Here is an 18440-nt window from a genome sequence, read left to right as displayed (position 1 = left end):
GTTTCACTCCGAACCAGCACCGCATTTCCGATGAAAGCATCCCGTTTCTTCGTCTCCACCCTCAAGGAAGCGCCGGCCGATGCCGAGGTGGCGAGCCACCGTCTCATGATGCGCGCGGGCATGATCAAGAAGGTCGGCACCGGCATCTACACGTACATGCCCATGGGCCTGCGCGTGATCCGCAAGGTCGAGGCGATCGTGCGCGAGGAGATGAACCGCGCCGGCGCGGTCGAGATGACGATGCCGGTGGTGCAGCCCGCCGAACTCTGGGAGGAGTCGGGCCGCTTCGACAAGATGGGCCCCGAGCTGCTGCGCATCAAGGACCGCCATGACCGCGACTTCGTGGTGCAGCCCACCAGCGAAGAGGTGGTGACCGACATCGCGCGCCAGGAGATTCGCAGCTACAAGCAGCTGCCGAAGAACTTCTACCAGATCCAGACCAAGTTCCGCGACGAGCGCCGTCCGCGCTTCGGCCTGATGCGCGGGCGCGAATTCATCATGAAGGACGCCTACAGCTTCGACCGCGACCTCGACGCGGCCAAGGCCAGCTACCAGGCGATGGCGCAGGCCTATCGCAACATCTTCGACCGCTTCGGCCTGCGCTACCGCGCCGTGGCGGCCGACAGCGGCGCCATCGGCGGCGATCTCAGCGAGGAATTCCAGGTCATCGCCGCCACCGGCGAGGACGCGATCGTCTACTGCCCCGACAGCGACTACGCGGCCAACATGGAGAAGGCCGAGGCGCTGGCCCCGGCCGGCCCGCGTCCCGCCGCCGCCAACGCGCTCGAAAAGACGCCCACGCCCGGCAAGAGCACCTGCGAGGACGTCGCCGTGCTGCTCGGCGTGCCGCTCGCCACCACCGTGAAGTCGCTGGTGCTGGCCACCGACATCGTCGACGAGGCCGGCAACATCACGGGCTCGCAGGTCTGGCTGCTGCTGCTGCGCGGCGACCACGAGATGAACGAGATCAAGGTCAGCAAGCTGCCCGGCCTCGACAAGGGCTTCCGCTTCGCGACCCTGGCCGAGATCGATGCGCACTTCGGCTGCAAGCCGGGCTACCTCGGCCCGCTGAACCTCAAGAAGCCGGTGAAGCTGGTGGCCGACCGCGAAGTCGCGCTGATGGCCGACTGGATCACGGGCGCCAACGAGATCGACTTCCACATGACCGGCGTCAACTGGGGCCGCGACCTGCCCGAGCCCGAGCTGGTGGCCGACCTGCGCAACGTGGTCGCGGGCGATGCCTCGCCCGACGGCAAGGGCGTGCTGGCGATCGAGCGCGGCATCGAGGTGGGCCACGTCTTCGTGCTGGGCACCAAGTACAGCAAGTCGATGAACGCCACCTTCCTCGACGAGGCCGGCAAGCCGCAGTTCCTCGAGATGGGCTGCTACGGCATCGGCATCACGCGCCTGCCGGCGGCCGCCATCGAGCAGAACCACGACGAGCGCGGGATCATCTGGCCTGATGCGATCGCGCCGTTCACCGTGGTGGTGTGCCCGATCGGCATGGACCGCAGCGCCGAGGTCAAGGCCGCGGCCGAGGCGCTCTACGAGGAGCTGCTCGCCAAGGGCGTCGACGTGCTGCTCGACGACCGCGGCGAGCGCCCGGGCGCGATGTTCGCCGACTGGGAGCTGATCGGCGTGCCGCACCGCGTGGTGATCTCCGACCGCGGCCTCAAGGAAGGCCAGCTCGAATACCAGCATCGCCGCGACACTGCCGCGACCAAGGTGCCGGCCGCCGGCATCGCGGACTTCATCGCGGGCAAGCTCGCGGCATGAGCCTTGCGGGCGGCTTCTCGCGGCGCCATTGCATCGGGGCCGCGGCGGGCGCCCTCGCGGCGCTGTCGCTGCCGCGCCCCGCACTGGCCGGCGCGCAGATCGAGGAGCCGCTGATCGACTCGGTGCGCACGGCGCTGAGCTCGGCCATCCACAACAAGGCACCGCCGGTGCCGCAGTTCGCGAACACCGAGGCGCGCCTCGCCTACCTGCGCTGGCTCGGCGAGATGAGCGAACGGCTCAAGAAGAAGATCGCCGACGCACCCTCGCGCATCGAATTCCTGCAGACGGTCTGGTACGAGGCCAGGCGCTCGGGGCTCGACGTGAGCCTGGTGCTCGGGCTGATCCAGGTCGAGAGCAACTTCCGCAAGTTCGCGGTGTCGAGCGCGGGCGCGCGCGGCTACATGCAGGTCATGCCGTTCTGGACCCGCGTGATCGGCGACAGCGACCCGGCCAAGCTGTTCCACATGCAGACCAACCTGCGCTTCGGCTGCGTGATCCTGCGCCACTACCTCGACCGCGAGAGCGGCGACCTGTTCATGACGCTGGGCCGCTACAACGGCAGCCGCGGCAAGGCGCCGTACCCGAACGCGGTGTTCTCGAACCAGCGGCTGTGGGCCTGGGCCGATCGCGAGCGCGAGATCGAGCGCAAGGAACAGGACAAGGCCCGTTCCGCGGCCTGACCCGGGTGCGGGCCGTCAGGTCTTGGTGACCATCACCTGGTCGATGCGGTAGCTGTCGACGTCCATCACCTCGAAGGTATAGCCCCCCCAGCTCACGCTGTCGGTGCGCTTGGGAACGCGGCGCAGCATCACCATCAGGAAGCCCGCGAGCGTCTCGTACTCGTCGGCATGCGGCAGCTCGTCGATGTGCAGCGCGCGCTGCACGTCCTGGATCGGCGTGATGCCGTCGATCAGCCAGGAGTTCTCGTCGCGGCGCACGATCTGCTCCTCGTCGGGCGTGGACACCAGGTCGCCCATCACCGTGCTCATCACGTCGTTGAGCGTGATCACGCCCACCACCAGGCTGTACTCGTTGACGATGATCGCGAAGTCTTCATGGGCCTGCTGGAACTGCTCGAGCACCTCGGTCAGCGACAGCCGGTCTGGAATCACCAGCGCCTTGTGCAGCGGCAGCCCCTGGTCGAAGGCCAGCGGCTGGCCGCTGAGCACGCGCTGGAACATGTCCTTGGCGTCGACGTAGCCCAGCACGTGGTCGATGTCGCCGTCGCACACCGGGTAGGCCGAGAAGGGCTCGGCCACGATGCGCGCGCGCAGCACCGATTCGGGGTCGTCGTGCAGGAACCAGGCGATGCTGTCGCGCGCGGTCATCACGCTGCTCACGAGCCGCGTCTCGAGCTCGAACACGTTGGCGATCACCTGCTGCTCGCGCACGGCGAGCACCCCGGCCCGCGCGCCGGCCTCGGTCATCGCGAGGATGTCGGCCGACGTGATCTTGTCGTCGCGCGCCATCGGCATGCCCAGCAGCTTGAACAGCAGGTCGGTGCAGGCGGTGAACAGCCACACCAGCGGCTTGAAGGTGGTGATCAGCAGCTGCATCGGCTTGGCGATGCGCACCGCCAGGCGCTCGGGGTCGTTCATGCCCAGCCGCTTGGGGAACAGGTCGGCGAACACCAGGAACACCGCGATGATGGTCACGAAGGAGCACAGGAAGCCCGCGCTCTGCGCGCCCTCGGGGCCGAGCCAGCCCGTGAACAGGCGCGCGAAGTAGGGGCTCAGCGCGCCTTCGCCGACCACGCCGCCGAGGATCGCGACCGCGTTGAGGCCGATCTGCACCACGGTGAAGTAGTAGCCCGGCTGCTCCTGGATGCGCAGCACGAGGTCGGCGCGCGCGTCGCCGTCGTCGGCCATCTGGCGCAGGCGCAGCCGGCGCGAGGCGGCCAGCGCGATCTCGGCGAGGGAGAAGAAGGCGCTCATCGCGATCAGCAGCGCGATGACGAGCAGGCTTTGGGTCAGGGTCATGGTGTTCACCAGCAGACCCCGATGGTGCCATGGCGCAGGGGGCGCCCGCCACGGGCGCGACCCGCGGGAGAAAGGGCGCTCAGACCCCGCCGTGCGGATGGGTCGGGTCGACCCACAGCACCGACTCGGGCTTCTCGACCGGTTCGATGTCGAGGTTCACCGCGACGGCCTCGCCGTCGCTGCGGCACAGCACGCACTCGAGCGTCTCGGTCGGGCTGGCGTTGATTTCCTGGTGCGGCACGTAGGGCGGCACGTAGATGAAGTCGCCCGGCCCGGCCTCGGCTGTGAACTCGAGCTGCTCGCCCCAGCGCATGCGTGCGCGGCCGCGCACGACGTAGATCACCGATTCGAGGTGGCCGTGGTGGTGGGCGCCGGTCTTGGCGTCGGCATGGATGGTGACCGTGCCGGCCCAGAGCTTCTGCGCGCCAACGCGCGCGAAATTGATCGCCGCGGCCCGGTTCATGCCGGGCGTCTGGGCGGTGTTGACGTCGAGCTGGTTGGCCGCGATCACCCGCACGCCGTCGTGCTTCCACGCCGGGGCCGCAGCCTCGTCGTGCGGATGTCCGTGGTCGTGATCGTGGCCGTGGCTCATCGCCGGGCCCGGATCAGGCAGCGTCGCCGGCCAGCACCTTCTGCAGTTCGCCCGACTCGTACATCTCCATCATGATGTCCGAGCCGCCGACGAATTCGCCCTTGACGTAGAGCTGCGGGATGGTGGGCCAGTTGCTGTAGTCCTTGATGCCCTGGCGGATGCCGTCGTCCTCGAGGACGTTGACGGTCTTGAGCGAACGGGTGTCGACGCCCACGGCCTTGAGGATCTGGATCGCGCGGCCCGAGAAGCCGCACATGGGGAAGCTGGCGTTGCCCTTCATGAAGAGCACGAGATCGTTGGATTTGACGAGGTCGTCGATGCGTTGCTGGGCGTCGGACATGGGGGCTCCTGAAAAGTAGGCTGGAGGGATTATTTCACCGTGCGCCGGATTCCGCCCGAGCAGCGCGCGATGCCTGCCAGGTCCTCGCGGCTTTGCACCTCGGCGAAGCCCTGGGCGGCCAGCAGCTGGCGCACGGCGGGGGCCTGGTCGTGGCCGTGCTCCAGCAGCAGCCAGCCACCTTCGGCCAGGTGCGCGGGCGCGTCGGCAACGATGCGGCGGATGTCGTCGAGCCCGTCGGCGCCGGCCACCAGCGCCGAGACGGGCTCGTGCTGCAGCGCCGGCAGGTGCGGGTCGCCGGCGGCGATGTAGGGCGGGTTGCTGGCGATCAGCGCGTAACCCTGGTCCGCGCCTGCCAGCCAGTCGGCCTGGGCGAAGTGCACCGGCAGCTTCAGGCGCTCGGCATTGGCGCGGGCCACCGCGAGCGCGTCGGCGCTGGCGTCCACGGCATCGACCCGTGCATCGGGCCGCGCGTGCTGCAGCGCCAGCGCGATCGCGCCGCTGCCGGTGCCCAGGTCGAGCACGCGCGGCGCGGCCTGGCCTTCGAGGCACTCGAGCGCCCAGTCGACCAGCGTCTCGGTGTCGGGCCGCGGCACCAGCACGCGCGGGTCGACGCGCAGCGCGAGGCCGTGGAATTCCTTCTCGCCCAGCAGGTAGGCCACCGGCTCGCCCGCGAGGCGGCGCAGCAGTTGCGCCGACAGCGCGGTCCACAGCGGCTCGGGCAGCGTGTCGGTGTCGTGCGCGAGCAGCCAGGCGCGGTCGTGCGGCGGCCGGCCCAGCGCATGCAGCAGCAGCAACTGGGCGTCGAGCCGGTCGACGCCCAGCCGCGCGGCCGCGGCCAGCGCCTGGGCCACGGTCGAGGGCGCGAGCGGCTTGGTGCTCATGAGGGCAGGCTCGATTCGAGCTCGGCCAGTTGCTCCGCCTCGCGCGCCGCGCGCAGCGCCGCCAGCACGTCGCCGAGGTCGCCCTCCATGATCGCGAGCAGCTTGTAGAGCGTGAGGTTGATCCGGTGGTCGGTGAGCCGGCCCTGGGGGAAGTTGTAGGTGCGGATGCGGTCGGAGCGGTCGCCGCTGCCGATCAGGCCCTTGCGCAGCGCGGCGTCCTTGGCGGCGCGCTCGCTGCGCTCCTTCTCCTGGATCCGCGCCGACAGCACCTGCAGCGCCTTGGCCTTGTTGCGGTGCTGGCTGCGGTCGTCCTGGCACTCGGCCACGATGCCGGTCGGGATGTGCGTGATGCGCACCGCCGAATCGGTCTTGTTGATGTGCTGGCCGCCGGCGCCGCTGGCGCGGTAGGTGTCGATGCGCAGGTCGGCCGGATTGATCTGCACCGCCTGCGCCTCGTCGGGCTCGGCCAGCACCGCCACCGTGCAGGCGCTGGTGTGGATGCGGCCCTGCGTCTCGGTGGCCGGCACGCGCTGCACGCGGTGGCCGCCCGATTCGAAGCGCAGGTTGCCGAACACCTCGTCGCCCGAGATGCGCACCACCACTTCCTTGTAGCCGCCGAGCTCGCTTTCGTTCTCGCTCACGATCTCGCAGCGCCAGCCGGCGCGCTCGCAGTAGCGCGTGTACATGCGCAGCAGGTCGCCCGCGAACAGCGCCGACTCGTCGCCGCCGGTACCGGCGCGGATTTCGAGGAAGGCGTTGCGCGCGTCGTCGGGGTCCTTGGGCAGCAGCAGGCGCTGCAGCTCGTCTTCCAGCTGCGCGAGCTCGGCCTCGGCCTCGGCGATTTCCTGCGCGGCCATCTCGGCCATGTCGGGGTCGTCGAGCATTTCCTTCGCGCCCGCGATGTCGGCCTCGCGCTGCACGTAGCGCGCATAGCGGCCGGCCACCTGCGTCACCTCGGCATGCTCGCGCGAGATGGTGCGGTACTGCGCCATGTCGCCCATGATGTCCTCGCGCGAGAGCAGGAAGTCGAGTTCGCCGAGGCGGGCGGCATAGCGTTCGAGTTGGTGGCGGAGAAAGGGCTTCACGGCGGAGAGATTCGAAAAAGAGGGGAAGTGCCGCGGCATGGCGGCAAGGCGCATGGAGCCCGTGGCACGCCGTGCCGGGCTCGCGGACGAGCGCCGCTAACGCTCTTTGCGCAGGAACAGGCGCGAGATGGTCTGCGCCGTCTGCTCGCGCGAGGCGGCATCGCCCGCGTGCAGCTCGGCCAGCGCGCCGTGCAGCATCTTCTGCGTGAGCCCGCGCGACAGGGCTTCGAGCACGGCGTCGACCGATTCGCCCTTGGCCAGCAGCTTGCGCGCGCGCGCCAGTTCGGCGGCGCGCCATTCGTCGGTCTGCGCGTTGAGCTGCTGGATCAGCGGCACCGTGCCGCGCTGGCCCAGCCAGTGCATGAAGCTCTGCACGCCGGCGTCGATGATGACCTCGGCCTGCGCCACCGCGGCCTGGCGGTTGGCCTGGCCCTGCTGCACGACCTGCGCGAGGTCGTCCACGGTGTAGAGGTAGATGTCCTCGAGTGCCTTCACCTCGGGCTCGATGTCGCGCGGCACGGCCAGGTCGACCATGAACATCGGGCGGTGCTTGCGCGACTTGAGCGCGCGTTCCACGGCGCCCAGGCCGATGATCGGCAGCGTGCTCGCGGTGCAGCTCACGACGATGTCGAACTCGGCCAGCCGTGCCGGCAGGTCGGCCAGCCGCATCGCCTCGCCGCCGAAGCGCGAGGCCAGCTTCTCGCCGCGCTCGAGCGTGCGGTTGGCGATGGCGATGGACTTCGGCTCCTTGGCCGCGAAGTGCGTGGCCGCGAGGTCGATCATCTCGCCGGCGCCGACGAACAGCACGCGCGTCTGGCGCAGGTCCTCGAACAGCTGGCCGGCCAGGCGCACGGCGGCGGCCGCCATGCTGATCGAGTGCGCGCCGATCTCGGTGGCGGTGCGCACTTCCTTGGCGACCGCGAACGAGCGCTGGAAGAGTTGGTTGAGCGTGCTGCCCAGCGCGCCGGCGGTTTCGGCGGCGCGCACCGCGTCCTTCATCTGGCCGAGGATCTGGGCTTCGCCGAGCACCATCGAATCGAGGCCGCTGGCCACGCGGAAGGCATGGCGCGCGACGTCGCCGTCGTGCAGGGTGTAGGCATGCGAGCGCAGCAGCGCGGGGGCCACGCCGCCGCTCTGGGCCAGCCAGCCGACCGTGTGGTCGATCGCGGCATGGTCGGCGGCGCAGTAGATCTCGGTGCGGTTGCAGGTCGAGATGATGGCGGCCTCGACCTGCGGGTGGCGGCCGGTCGAGAACGAGCTGCGCAGGCTCTGTAGCGTGGGGGCGATCTGGTCGAGGGCAAACGCGAAACGACCGCGCAGATCGAGCGGCGCGGTCGTGTGGTTCAAGCCAAGAGCCCAGACAGACATGTCACGATTATAAAATTTGCGGAGCCCGTCCCGGCACCGTGCTGTCTATGACCTCCATAGCGGCTGGCGGATGACGCTTCCGCCCCTTCCCGAATGTCCGCGCTCGCCCTGCTCAACCACCTCCTCAACTTCGCGCTGCCGGCTGTCTTCGTGGCGGGGGTGCTCGCGCTGTGCGGCCGCTTCCTGATGCCGCGGAAGCCCGGAACGCCCGCCATATGGGCGCAATTCGCTATCAATACGATAGCCGGCGTGCTGGTGCTGTTGGCCGGGCTGGTGGTCACGGGCCACGACGGCCGCATCGCGAGCTATGCCGCGCTGGTGGTGGTCTGCGGCACCGTGCAGTGGCTGCTGCAGCGCGGCTGGCGGCGCTGAGCGGCGGCCTTCAGGTCCGCACCATGTAGTGCGCCGGCGCGGGATAGCTCGCCAGGCGCGCCTGCTGCGCCGCGTCGGCCAGCGCATGCACCGCGTAGCCGTGCCGTTCCCAGAAGCCCAGCGAGGACTGCACCGACACCAGCGCCGAGCGCCGCCAGCCCGCCGCGTCGGCGAAGGCCAGCGCATGCCGCACCAGCGCCGGTCCCAGGCCATGGCCCGAGGCCGCCGGATCGACCGCGAGATCGTGCAGGTAGAGCGCGTCGGCCTGTGTCTCGGGCAGCACCTCGAAATCGCCGTGCAGGGCCGTGAGCTTGCCCACGCGCGAGGGATAGGCCGCGAGGTAGGCGGCCACCCGTCCCGCGTGCTCGACCACCCAGCCGGTGCGCGGCGCCGCGGCGAGCCGGCGCACGATCAGCGCCCCGTCCTCCACGAAGCCCGCGCCGTAGCAGGCGAGCTGGATCGCCAGCACCGCCTGCAGGTCCTCGGGCCGCATCGCGCGCACGACGGTCATGCCAAGAGCAGCTTGTCGTCGTCGAGCTTCTCGCCGCGCGTCTGCTCGAACATGCGCAGCAGGTCGGGCACGTCCAGGCCCGAGCGCTCGGGGCCCGCCACGTCGAGGATCACCTGGCCCTCGTGCAGCATCACCGTGCGCGAGCCGTAGTCCAGCGCCTGGCGCATGCTGTGCGTGACCATCATCGCGGTGAGCTTGCTCTCCTCGACGATGCGCGCCGTGAGCTCGAGCACGAAGGCCGCGGTCTTCGGGTCGAGCGCGGCCGTGTGCTCGTCGAGCAGCAGGATGCGCGAGGGCTTGAGCGAAGCCATCAGCAGGCTCACGGCCTGCCGCTGGCCGCCCGACAGCAGGCCGATGCGGTCGGCCAGCCGGTTCTCCAGCCCGAGCTTGAGGATCGACAGCTTCTCGCGGAACAGTTCGCGCAGGCCGCGATTGAGCGACAGGCCCAGGCCGCGGCGCTCGCCACGCTTCCAGGCCAGCGCCATGTTCTCCTCGATGGTCAGCGCCTCGCAGGTGCCGGCCATCGGGTCCTGGAACACGCGCGCCACCATGCCCGAACGCTGCCAGGCGTTGAGCCGCGTCACGTCCTTGCCGTCGATCTCGATGCGGCCCTTGTCGACGATCAGGTCGCCGCTCACCGCATTGAGGAAGGTCGACTTGCCGGCACCGTTCGAGCCGATCACGGTGACGAACTGGCCGGTGGGAATCTCCAGGCCGAGCCCGCGCAGCACGCGGTTCTCGATCGGCGTGCCCGGGTTGAAGGTCATCTCGAGTTGTTCGGCGCGCAGCATCAGTTCTTCCCCTTGAAAAGCCCGCCGAGCTTGCGCTTGTAGGCAGGCACCAGCAGCGCGAAGGCCACCAGCACGGCGGTCACCAGGTTCAGGTCCTGCGCCTGCAGGCCCATGAAGTCGGTGTTCAGCGCCATCGCGATGAAGAAGCGATAGAGCAGCGCCCCCAGGATGCAGGCCAGCGTGGTGATCACCATGCTGCGCGCGGGCATCAGCGTCTCGCCGATGATCACCGCCGCCAGGCCGATCACGATCGTGCCCACGCCCATCGAGATGTCGGCCGTGCCCTGGCTCTGCGCGAACAGCGCGCCGGCCAGCGCCACCAGCGCGTTCGACAGCGCCAGGCCCGCCATGGTGTGGAAGTCGGTCGAAATGCCCTGGGCGCGCGCCATGCGCGCATTGCCGCCGGTGGCGCGCATCGCCAGGCCGGCCTCGGAGGCGAAGAACAGGTCGACCACGATCTTCGCGGCGATCACGATCAAGAGCAGCAACAGCGGCTTGGCCCACTGCTCGGGCATGCCGCCGAAGCTGGCCATGCTGAACACGGTGGGCTCGGTGATCAGCGCCACGTTGGGCTTGCCCATCACGCGCAGGTTGATCGAGTAGAGCGCGATCATCACCAGGATGCTCGCGAGCAGCTGCATGATCTTGAGCTTCACGTTGAGCCAGGCCGTGACCCAGCCCGAGACGGCGCCCGCGACGCAGGCCACCGCGGTGGCGGCCACCGGGTTCCAGCCGGCCACGATCAGCGTGGCGGCCACGGCGGCGCCGAGCGGGAAGCTGCCGTCCACCGTGAGGTCGGGAAAGTTGATGATGCGGAAGGACATGAAGACGCCCAGCGCGACCAGCCCGAATATCAGGCCGATCTCGATGGCGCCCAGCGAGGCGATGAGGGACATGAGGAGGAAGCTCCCGGCAAGAACGAAAAGACGGGCCGCCCGCAGGACGACCCGTCGCTGGCGATGAGGCCGGGGCTTACTTGGTGTTCACGACCTTGGCGGTCTTCAGCAGCTCGTCCGACAGGGTCACGCCCTGCAGCTTGGCCGCGCCCGGGTTCACCACCAGCTCGAAGTTGGTGCTGGTCTGCGAGGCGATCGCGCCGGGCTTCTCGCCCTTGAGGATGCGCACCACGATCTTGCCGGTCTGGCGGCCGATGTCGGTGTAGTTCAGGCCCAGCGCCGCGACCGCGCCGCGCTCGACGGTGGCGGTGTCGGCCGCCACCACCGGCAGCTTGGCCTGCTGCGCCACCTTCACGATGCCCTCGAAGGCCGACACCACGTTGTTGTCGGTCGGCGTGTAGATCGCGTCGGCCTTGCCGACCAGGCTCTGGGCGGCGGTCGGCACGTCCACGGTGCGCGCGGCGGCGGCTTCCACCACCGTCATGCCGGCGGCCGCGGCGGCCTTCTTGAGGTCAGCCACGATCGCCACCGAGTTGGCTTCGCCGGGGCTGTAGATCACGCCGATGCGCTTGGCGGTGGGCACCACCTGCTTGATGAGGGCGATGTGCTTGTCCAGCGGCGACAGGTCCGACACGCCGGTCACGTTGGTGCCGCTGGCGTCCCAGCTCTTCACCAGCTTGGCGGCCACCGGGTCGGTCACGGCCGAGTAGACGACCGGGATGGTCTTGGTGGCGGCCAGCGTGGCCTGGGCCGAGGGGGTGGCGATCGCGACGATCACGTCGGGCTGGTCGCCCACGTACTTGCGCGCGATCTGGGCCGCGGTGCCCACGTTGCCCTGTGCGCTCTGGTAGGTGAACTTGAGGTTCTTGCCCTCTTCGTAGCCGGCCGCTTTCAGCTCGGCCTTGACGCCGTCGCGCACGGCGTCGAGCGCCGGGTGCTCGACGATGGCGGTCACGGCCACCGACTTGTCGGCCGCGAAGGCGGGCGCGGCGGCGAGCATGCCGAGGGCCAGGGCGGCGGCGACAGGGGTGCGAAGCAGGGCGAATTTCACGTGGGATCTCCGGAAAGAGGGAAGGGGGCGGGTCCGACGCCACGGCTTGCACCGGGGCAGGGAATCGATGGCACGGAAATGCGGCATGCACTTCCACGAGCCTGGAGTCTAGAGCGTGGTTTGCACAATTAAGGTGCATCCCGCGCCAGTGCTTACCCCGCTTTGAGAAATATGATTGCGGCCATCTGCATTTGAAGGAGACGAAATTGCACGAGATCACGCTCGACCGCATCGACAGGAAGATCCTGGAGCATCTGCAAGCGCATGGCCGTGCATCGAACCTCGAGCTCTCCGAAGTGGCCAATCTTTCGCCGGCCCAGTGCCTGCGGCGGCACCGGCGGCTCGAGGAGATGGGCTTCATCAGCGGCTACGCGGCCCGGCTCGACGCGCGCCAGGTGGGGCTCGGCGTGATCGCCTTCATCCACGTGACCATGGCGCGCGGCCACATCGGCGAGCTGCCGAAGTTCCAGGACCTGGTGGCCGACCTGCCGCAGATCCTCGAGTGCTATTCGGTCACCGGCGACTTCGACTACGTCATCAAGGTGGTCGCGCGCGACCTGCACTCGCTGTCGCAGTTCCTGATGGACACGCTGATGCACATGCCGGGCGTGTCGGCGGTGCGCTCGAGCGTGTGCCTCAACGAGGTGAAGTGCACGACCACCCTGCCGCTGGGTTGAGCCGGGCGCGGCCGGCCCTCAGCCCTGCACGCCCGGCAGCGGCGAGGCCGGCGAGGAGGGCACCGGCGAGGGCGCGGTCGAGAGCGCCGAGGGGGCCGCCGGCGCGGCCGCCATCACCAGCGTCGGCGTCGCCATCGGCAGGTCGGCCTGGCGCAGCGCGTCGAGGATGGTGAACAGCAGGTCGCTGCGCACGCCGCCGGCCAGCCGCGGACTCGCCACGTAGGCGATCGCCTGGAAGATCAGCAGCCCGTTCTCGATGCCCTCGAGCGTGAGCGAGGGCGCCGGCGTCTCGAGCACGCCCTCGTGCGCCTTGCAGGCCTCGAGGATCAGGTCGCGCACCTTCTGCGCGTCGGTGGTCAGCGGCATCGGCAGGCGGATCAGCACCCGGCCCTCGGCGTTGGCCAAGGTCATGTTGCGCACGGTCTTGGTGATGAATTCCGAGTTCGGCACGATCAGCGTGGAGCGGTCGCCGAGCTGGATCTCGGTGGCGCGCACGTTGATGCGCCGCACGTCGCCCTCGGCCGTGCCGAGCACCACCCAGTCGCCCACCTTCACGGGCTGCTCGGCCAGCAGGATCAGGCCCGAGATGAAGTTCTGCACGATCGCCTGCAGGCCGAAGCCGATGCCCACCGACAGCGCGCTCGCCACCCAGGCGATGCGCTCGACGCCGATGCCCAGGGCCGAGAGCGAGAACGCGATCACCAGGATGCCGCCCACGTAGCCCAGCAGGGTGCTGATCGAGCTCTGCATGCCGGGCTCGAACTTGGTGGTCGGCAGGTAGCTCGCGGCCAGCCAGCGCTTGAAGATGCGCAGCATCACGAAGCCCACGGCCAGCACCGCCACCGCGCTGAGGATTGCGCCCGGCACGAGCTGGAACTCGCCGATCTTCACGCCGGTGCCGAACTTGCCGCTGCGCTGGAACACCTCGCCGGGGCTGGTGCCCAGCGGCGCGGCCAGCGCGATCAGCATGTAGAAGAACAGCGCCACCCGGCTCAGGCCCGACAGCACGGTGGCGATCTGGTCGAGCGTTTGCGGCGCCAGGCCGAAGCTCTTCTGCAGCCGCTGGCCGAAGCCGCTGCGCGACGACACGGTGGCCATGAACACGTCGTCGGCGAACTTGAACAGCACGTAGAAGGCGGTGGCGACGATGCCGCTCCAGGTGAGCTGCGAGGCCAGGAAGCTCGCGAGCGCCACGTAGCCCACGGCCACCAGTACCCAGATCACGATCATCAGGATGGCGATCAGCGCCACCAGGATGCCGACCCACATCGGCCGCTCGGGCAGGCCCTCGTCGGGCGCGCCGGCGCGCAGCGCCTTGAGCCGGTAGAGCACCGCGCCGACCAGCGCGGTCAGCAGCAGCGCGGTCAGCACGTGCGTGGCGACCACCGCCGAGAGGCTGGCGTCGACCAGCGCGTTGATCTCGGCCGGCGCCCAGGCCAGGGCCGCCACCAGCGCCACCAGCCAGGGCAGGGCCGCGAGCCGCGCGGCCATGGTGTCGGGAATCGGCGGCAGCCGCCACGACGGCCGGCCGGTGGCCAGCAGCGCGCGGCCCAGGCCGATCACGAAGGCCATGAACACCAGCGCCTGCGCCAGCGACAGCATCGCCTTGCGCGCCTGCGGCGCCCAGCCCGCGTGCTGCTCGAGCACGTAGACGAAGCCGTGCGCCGCCAGCGCCACCAGCAGCACGTGCGCCGCGACGATGGCGATCACCAGCAGCGAGCGCCGCAGCCGCCCGGCGGGCAGCAGCTTCACCGCGAGCCGGGTCAGGCCGTGCTCGGCGGCCCAGACGCCCGCGAAGGCCAGCAGCAGCGCGCCGACCAGCGCTGCGATCACCAGCGTGCGGCCCTCGCCGCCGAAGGCGGTGGCGAGGCCCGCCTGCACGCCCGCGGCCATGGCCTGCAGCCGGTCGATGTCGTCGGGCCAGGCCTCCTGCAGGTCGCTCCAGAACTCGCCGGTCAGCGGCGAGGGAGCGCGCTCGGTGAGCTGCGCCTCGAACACCGCGCGGCGCTGCGTCAGCAGGTCGGTGCCGCGCTGGCGTACGTCGATCGCCAGCAGCTTGGCGAGCCGGATGTCGGCGTCGAGCGCGTTGCGTTCCTTGGTCAGGCGCGCGCGCTGGCGCGTGATGTCGGGGTCTTCGCTGGCGCCGGCCGCGGGCGGATTGCCGAGCTCGCCCAGGCGTGCGTTGAGGTCATTGAGCTCGCCGGTGCGCGCCGCCACGAACTTGTCGGCCTGCGCGCCGATCGCGTTGATCTGCGTGAGGCGGCTGCGCGCGTCGTCTTCCGAGCCGGTGGACTGGTCGATCTTCGCGAGCAGCGCGCGCAGCTCGGCCACGGTGGGCGCGGGCGGCGCGGCCGCGAGGTCGGGGTCCTGCTGCGCGAAGGCGGTGCCGCACAGCAGCAGGGCGGCCATCAGGAAGGCCGCGAGACGGGAGGTCCAGCTCATGGACGCATCATAGAAGCCGCACCTGAAGGCCCGGCTTCGCGGCGCGTCACAGCATGTGACGGCGCCGCGTTCAGCGCGCGGGGCTGAACAGGTCGACGCGGTCGGTGATGATGCCGTCGGTGCCCAGGTCGATCAGGCGCTGCGCGGCCCAGTCGTCGTTGACCGTGTAGCTCAGCGCGCGCAGGCCGGCGCCGTGCACCTGCGCCACCACGGCGGCGTCCCACAGCGCATGGTTGCAGACGATGGCCACGCAGCCGAGTTCGCGCGCGGTCTCGAGCCAGCCGTTCCAGAGCGTGTCGAGCAGCAGGCCGCGCGGCAGTTCGGGCGCGGCGGTCGCCGCGCCCTTCAGCGCATCGACCTGGAACGAGGTCAGCAGCGGCGGGACGGCCGCATCGCGCCACAGCGCCGCGGCCTGCCGCGCCACCGCCTCGCCGGTTTCGCGCTCGGTGCCCGGCGTGGGCTTGATCTCGATGTTCAGCAGGTGGCCGTTGGCCAGGCAGAAGCGCGCGAGGTTCTCGAGCGTGGGCAGCGGCTCGCCCGCGAAGGCGCGCGAATGCCAGCCGCCCGCGTCGAGCTGAGCCAGTTCGCTCCAGGGCTTCCGGCCGCCGATGCCTCGGCCGCTGGTGGTGCGTTGCAGCGTGGCGTCGTGCATCAGGAACACCACGCCGTCGGCGCTGAGCTTGGCATCGCATTCGAACATGCGATAGCCGTGCGCGGCGCCGAAGCGGAAGGCCGCGAGCGTGTTCTCGGGCGCGAGCTTGCCGGCGCCGCGGTGGGCGATCCAGCGTGGATAGGGCCAGGGCGTGCTCATTCGGTGCGCTTGCCCGAACCGGCGTCGAACCAATGAAGCTTGTCCTCGCGCGCGGCGATCTTCACCGTGTCGCCCGCCATCGGCGGCCGGTCGGCCTCGTCGGTGCGCATGATGATCTGCTCGTCGCCGATGCGGCCGTAGACCAGGCGCTCGGCGCCCAGCAGCTCGACCTGCTCCACCTGCACCGACCAGCCGTTCTCGTCGAGTGCCATGTGCTCCGGGCGGATGCCCAGGATCTGGCCCGGACGCACGCCCGGCGCGTGGCGCAGCAGGTTCATCGGCGGCGAGCCGATGAAGCTCGCGACGAAGGTGGTGGCGGGGCGCGAATAGACCTCCTCGGGCGTCGCGAACTGGTCCATCACGCCGCCGTTCATCACGATGATGCGCTGCGCCAGCGTCATGGCCTCGACCTGGTCGTGGGTGACGAACAGCGAGGTGATGCCGAGCTCGCGGTGCAGCTTCTGGATCTCGAGGCGGGTCTGCGCGCGCAGCTTGGCGTCGAGGTTCGACAGCGGCTCGTCGAACAGGAACACCTGCGGCTGGCGCACGATGGCGCGGCCCATGGCCACGCGCTGGCGCTGGCCGCCCGAGAGCTCGCGCGGCTTGCGCTCGAGCAGGTGGCCCAGTTCGAGGATCTTCGCGGCCTTGTCCACGCGGACCTTGATCTCGGCCGTCGGCACCTTCGCGATCTTCAGGCCGTAGGCCATGTTCGCGAACACCGTCATGTGCGGATAGAGCGCGTAGTTCTGGAACACCATCGCGATGTCGCGCTCGGAGGGCTCGAGCTGGTTCACCACCTTGTTGCCGATGGCGATCTCGCCGGCGGAGATCTCCTCCAGGCCGGCCACCATGCGCAGCAGCGTGGACTTGCCGCAGCCCGACGGGCCGACGATGACGACGAACTCGTGGTCGGCGATCTCGGCGCTCACGCCGTGGATGACCTGGTTGGCCTTGGGCCCGTGGCCGTAGCGCTTGATGACGTTGCGTAGGGAAATGGCAGCCATGTTTTCAGTTCAGCGTTTTATTTGTCGGTATCGACCAGGCCCTTGACGAACCACTTCTGCATCAGCACCACGACCACCGCGGGCGGCAGCATGGCCAGCACGGCCGTGGCCATCACCACGTTCCAGTCCACCGGCGACTCGCCGTTGCCGATCATGGCCTTGATGCCGACGACGATCGGGTACATGTCCTCGCTGGTGGCGGCGATCAGCGGCCACAGGTACTGGTTCCAGCCGTAGATGAACTGGATCACGAACAGCGCCGCGATGCTGGTCTTCGACAGCGGCAGCAGGATGTCCTTGAAGAAGCGCATCGGCCCGGCGCCGTCGACGCGCGCGGCCTCGACCAGCTCGTCGGGCACCGTCAGGAAGAACTGCCGGAACAGGAAGGTGGCGGTCGCCGACGCGATCAACGGTATCGAGAGGCCGGCGAAGCTGTTGATCATGCCGAGGCTGGCCACGACCTGGTAGGTCGGGCCGATGCGCACCTCGACCGGCAGCATCAGCGTGATGAAGATCAGCCAGAAGCACAGGCCGCGCAGCGGGAAGCGGAAATACACCACCGCGAAGGCCGACAGCAGCGAGATGCTGATCTTGCCGAAGGTGATGACGAGCGTGATGACCGTGCTCACCCAGATCATCCGCGCCACCGACACGTTGGCGCTGGTGCGCCCGCCGCCGGTCAGCGCCGCCTTGTAGGTTTCCCAGAAGTTGCTGCCGGGCAGGATCGGCATCGGCGCCTGCATGATCTCCTGCGGCGTGTGGGTCGAGGCGATGAAGGCCAGGTAGATCGGGAACATCACCAGCAGCACTCCGATGATCATGATCACGTGCGCGAGGATGCCCAGGGAGGGGCGGCGCTCAACCATGGCGGGCCTCCGTGGCGTTGGCCGCGCGGCGCGCGGGGAAGAGGGGATGCATGGGGGCGGTCATCAGTACTGGACCTTCTTCTCGACGTAGCGGAACTGCACCACCGTCAGCGCGATGACGATCACCATCAGCACCACCGACTGGGCCGCGGCGCCGCCGAAGTCCATGCCGCGGAAGCCGTCGAAGTACACGCGGTAGACCAGCGTGGCGGTGTCCTTGCCGGGGCCGCCCTGGGTGGTGGCGTCGATGATCGCGAAGGTGTCGAAGAAGGCGTACACCATGTTGATCACCAGCAGGAAGAAGGTGGTGGGCGTCAGCAGCGGGAACTGGATGGTCCAGAAGCGGCGCATCGGGCGCGCGCCGTCCATGGCGGCGGCCTCGATCAGCGACTTCGGGATCGACTGCAGGCCCGCGAGGAAGAACAGGAAGTTGTAGGAGATCTGCTTCCAGACCGAGGCCATCACGACCAGCGCCATGGCGTGGTCGCCGTTGAGCAGGTGGTTCCAGTTGAACCCGATCTTCTTGAGCCAGTAGGCCACGATGCCGATCGAGGAGGAAAACATGAACGACCACAGCAGGCCGGTCACGACGGGGGCGACCGCGTACGGCAGGATCAGCACGCTGCGATAGAAGCGCGTGCCGCGCACCACGCGGTCGGCGAACACCGCCAGCACCAGGGCGATGCTCAGGCCCAGGACCGTCACCAGCACCGAGAAGACGATGGTCGTGTGGAACGAGGCCATGTAGGTGCTGTCGTTCCACAGCGCCTCGAAGTTGTCCAGCCCCACCCAGGTGATCGAGTTGCCGAAGGCGTCCTGCTGCTGCAGCGACTGCACCAGCGCCTGGCCGGCGGGCCAGAAGAAGAAGACGCCGACGACGATCAGCTGCGGCGCCAGCAATGCCCAGGGCAGCCAGTTCGAACGAAAGATGACGCGTTTTTCCATGGGGCAGGGCGTTCAGGTCACGGACACACTAAATAAGCAAACAGCCAGGACTG

19 protein-coding genes are annotated in these 18440 nt (G+C 69.4%); 4 read left to right on the top strand and 15 right to left on the bottom strand.

Annotation, left to right across the window (positions count from 1 at the left end):
• The first annotated feature begins 30 nt into the window (after positions 1-30).
• The gene (locus KV106_RS28215; RefSeq protein WP_261214010.1) at positions 31-1776 is read left to right on the top strand and encodes a proline--tRNA ligase; all 1746 of its coding nucleotides are present in this window, start codon (positions 31-33) and stop codon (positions 1774-1776) included.
• On the top strand, positions 1773-2456 hold the full coding sequence (locus KV106_RS28210; RefSeq protein WP_261214009.1) for a lytic transglycosylase domain-containing protein: 684 nt from the start codon (positions 1773-1775) through the stop codon (positions 2454-2456). Before KV106_RS28215 ends, KV106_RS28210 begins: the two co-directional genes overlap by 4 nt.
• A 15-nt stretch (positions 2457-2471) precedes the next feature.
• Here the strand turns inward: KV106_RS28210 and paeA are convergent, their stop codons facing one another.
• From paeA to hemA, 6 genes are all read right to left on the bottom strand, one after another.
• Positions 2472-3755, bottom strand: a complete 1284-nt coding sequence (paeA, locus tag KV106_RS28205; RefSeq protein WP_057592085.1) for a polyamine export protein PaeA — start codon at positions 3753-3755, stop codon at positions 2472-2474.
• Between the two features lie 79 nt (positions 3756-3834).
• Positions 3835-4347 (bottom strand): cupin domain-containing protein, encoded by a 513-nt coding sequence (locus KV106_RS28200; protein WP_057592084.1) that lies wholly within the window; start codon positions 4345-4347, stop codon positions 3835-3837.
• A gap of 13 nt (positions 4348-4360) precedes the next feature.
• Positions 4361-4687, bottom strand: coding sequence for a Grx4 family monothiol glutaredoxin (gene grxD, locus KV106_RS28195; protein ID WP_057592080.1), 327 nt, complete (start codon positions 4685-4687; stop codon positions 4361-4363).
• A gap of 29 nt (positions 4688-4716) precedes the next feature.
• Positions 4717-5568 carry a peptide chain release factor N(5)-glutamine methyltransferase gene (gene prmC, locus KV106_RS28190; RefSeq protein WP_261214008.1) on the bottom strand — a complete coding sequence of 284 codons (852 nt, stop codon included), beginning with the start codon at positions 5566-5568 and terminating at the stop codon, positions 4717-4719.
• Complete coding sequence (prfA, locus tag KV106_RS28185; protein ID WP_261214007.1) at positions 5565-6653, bottom strand: peptide chain release factor 1; 1089 nt, start codon at positions 6651-6653, stop codon at positions 5565-5567. Before prfA ends, prmC begins: the two co-directional genes overlap by 4 nt.
• 96 nt (positions 6654-6749) lie before the next feature.
• Complete coding sequence (gene hemA, locus KV106_RS28180) at positions 6750-8021, bottom strand: glutamyl-tRNA reductase (protein WP_261214006.1); 1272 nt, start codon at positions 8019-8021, stop codon at positions 6750-6752.
• 93 nt (positions 8022-8114) lie between these two features.
• Here hemA and KV106_RS28175 point away from each other — a divergent pair, with 93 nt between their 5' ends.
• The gene (locus KV106_RS28175; protein ID WP_203202644.1) at positions 8115-8393 is read left to right on the top strand and encodes a hypothetical protein; all 279 of its coding nucleotides are present in this window, start codon (positions 8115-8117) and stop codon (positions 8391-8393) included.
• 10 nt (positions 8394-8403) lie between these two features.
• Here KV106_RS28175 and KV106_RS28170 read toward each other — a convergent pair whose 3' ends face one another.
• The 4 genes from KV106_RS28170 to KV106_RS28155 all read right to left on the bottom strand — a co-directional run bounded on the left by KV106_RS28170 (position 8404) and on the right by KV106_RS28155 (position 11642).
• On the bottom strand, positions 8404-8904 hold the full coding sequence (locus tag KV106_RS28170; RefSeq protein ID WP_261214005.1) for a GNAT family N-acetyltransferase: 501 nt from the start codon (positions 8902-8904) through the stop codon (positions 8404-8406).
• Entirely contained in the window at positions 8901-9695 is a 795-nt protein-coding gene (locus KV106_RS28165) for an ABC transporter ATP-binding protein (protein ID WP_057592073.1), read from the bottom strand. The genes KV106_RS28170 and KV106_RS28165 overlap by 4 nt, the downstream gene beginning before the upstream one ends.
• Entirely contained in the window at positions 9695-10591 is an 897-nt protein-coding gene (locus tag KV106_RS28160) for an ABC transporter permease (protein ID WP_057592072.1), read from the bottom strand. Before KV106_RS28160 ends, KV106_RS28165 begins: the two co-directional genes overlap by 1 nt.
• Positions 10592-10667: 76 nt before the next feature.
• Positions 10668-11642 carry an ABC transporter substrate-binding protein gene (locus KV106_RS28155; protein ID WP_409976567.1) on the bottom strand — a complete coding sequence of 325 codons (975 nt, stop codon included), beginning with the start codon at positions 11640-11642 and terminating at the stop codon, positions 10668-10670.
• A gap of 206 nt (positions 11643-11848) precedes the next feature.
• On the opposite strand from KV106_RS28155, the gene KV106_RS28150 reads away from it, so the two are divergent.
• Positions 11849-12319, top strand: a complete 471-nt coding sequence (locus tag KV106_RS28150; protein WP_057592070.1) for an Lrp/AsnC family transcriptional regulator — start codon at positions 11849-11851, stop codon at positions 12317-12319.
• Positions 12320-12337: 18 nt separating this feature from the next.
• On the opposite strand, the gene KV106_RS28145 is transcribed toward KV106_RS28150, so the two are convergent.
• The 5 genes from KV106_RS28145 to ugpA form a co-directional block, all read right to left on the bottom strand.
• On the bottom strand, positions 12338-14761 hold the full coding sequence (locus KV106_RS28145) for a DUF3772 domain-containing protein (RefSeq protein WP_261214004.1): 2424 nt from the start codon (positions 14759-14761) through the stop codon (positions 12338-12340).
• A gap of 70 nt (positions 14762-14831) precedes the next feature.
• Positions 14832-15572 (bottom strand): glycerophosphodiester phosphodiesterase, encoded by a 741-nt coding sequence (gene ugpQ / locus KV106_RS28140; RefSeq protein WP_057592068.1) that lies wholly within the window; start codon positions 15570-15572, stop codon positions 14832-14834.
• The gene (gene ugpC / locus KV106_RS28135; RefSeq protein ID WP_261214003.1) at positions 15569-16576 is read right to left on the bottom strand and encodes a sn-glycerol-3-phosphate ABC transporter ATP-binding protein UgpC; all 1008 of its coding nucleotides are present in this window, start codon (positions 16574-16576) and stop codon (positions 15569-15571) included. The genes ugpQ and ugpC overlap by 4 nt, the downstream gene beginning before the upstream one ends.
• Before the next feature lie 17 nt (positions 16577-16593).
• Positions 16594-17442: a sn-glycerol-3-phosphate ABC transporter permease UgpE gene (ugpE, locus tag KV106_RS28130; protein WP_057592066.1), complete on the bottom strand. Its 849-nt coding sequence runs from the start codon at positions 17440-17442 to the stop codon at positions 16594-16596.
• 63 nt (positions 17443-17505) lie between these two features.
• On the bottom strand, positions 17506-18387 hold the full coding sequence (gene ugpA / locus KV106_RS28125) for a sn-glycerol-3-phosphate ABC transporter permease UgpA (RefSeq protein WP_057592065.1): 882 nt from the start codon (positions 18385-18387) through the stop codon (positions 17506-17508).
• Positions 18388-18440 lie beyond the last annotated feature (53 nt).

The organism is Variovorax endophyticus, from assembly GCF_025376855.1.
Taxonomy (GTDB): domain Bacteria; phylum Pseudomonadota; class Gammaproteobacteria; order Burkholderiales; family Burkholderiaceae_C; genus Variovorax.
This window is presented reverse-complemented; position numbering and strand designations above follow the sequence as displayed.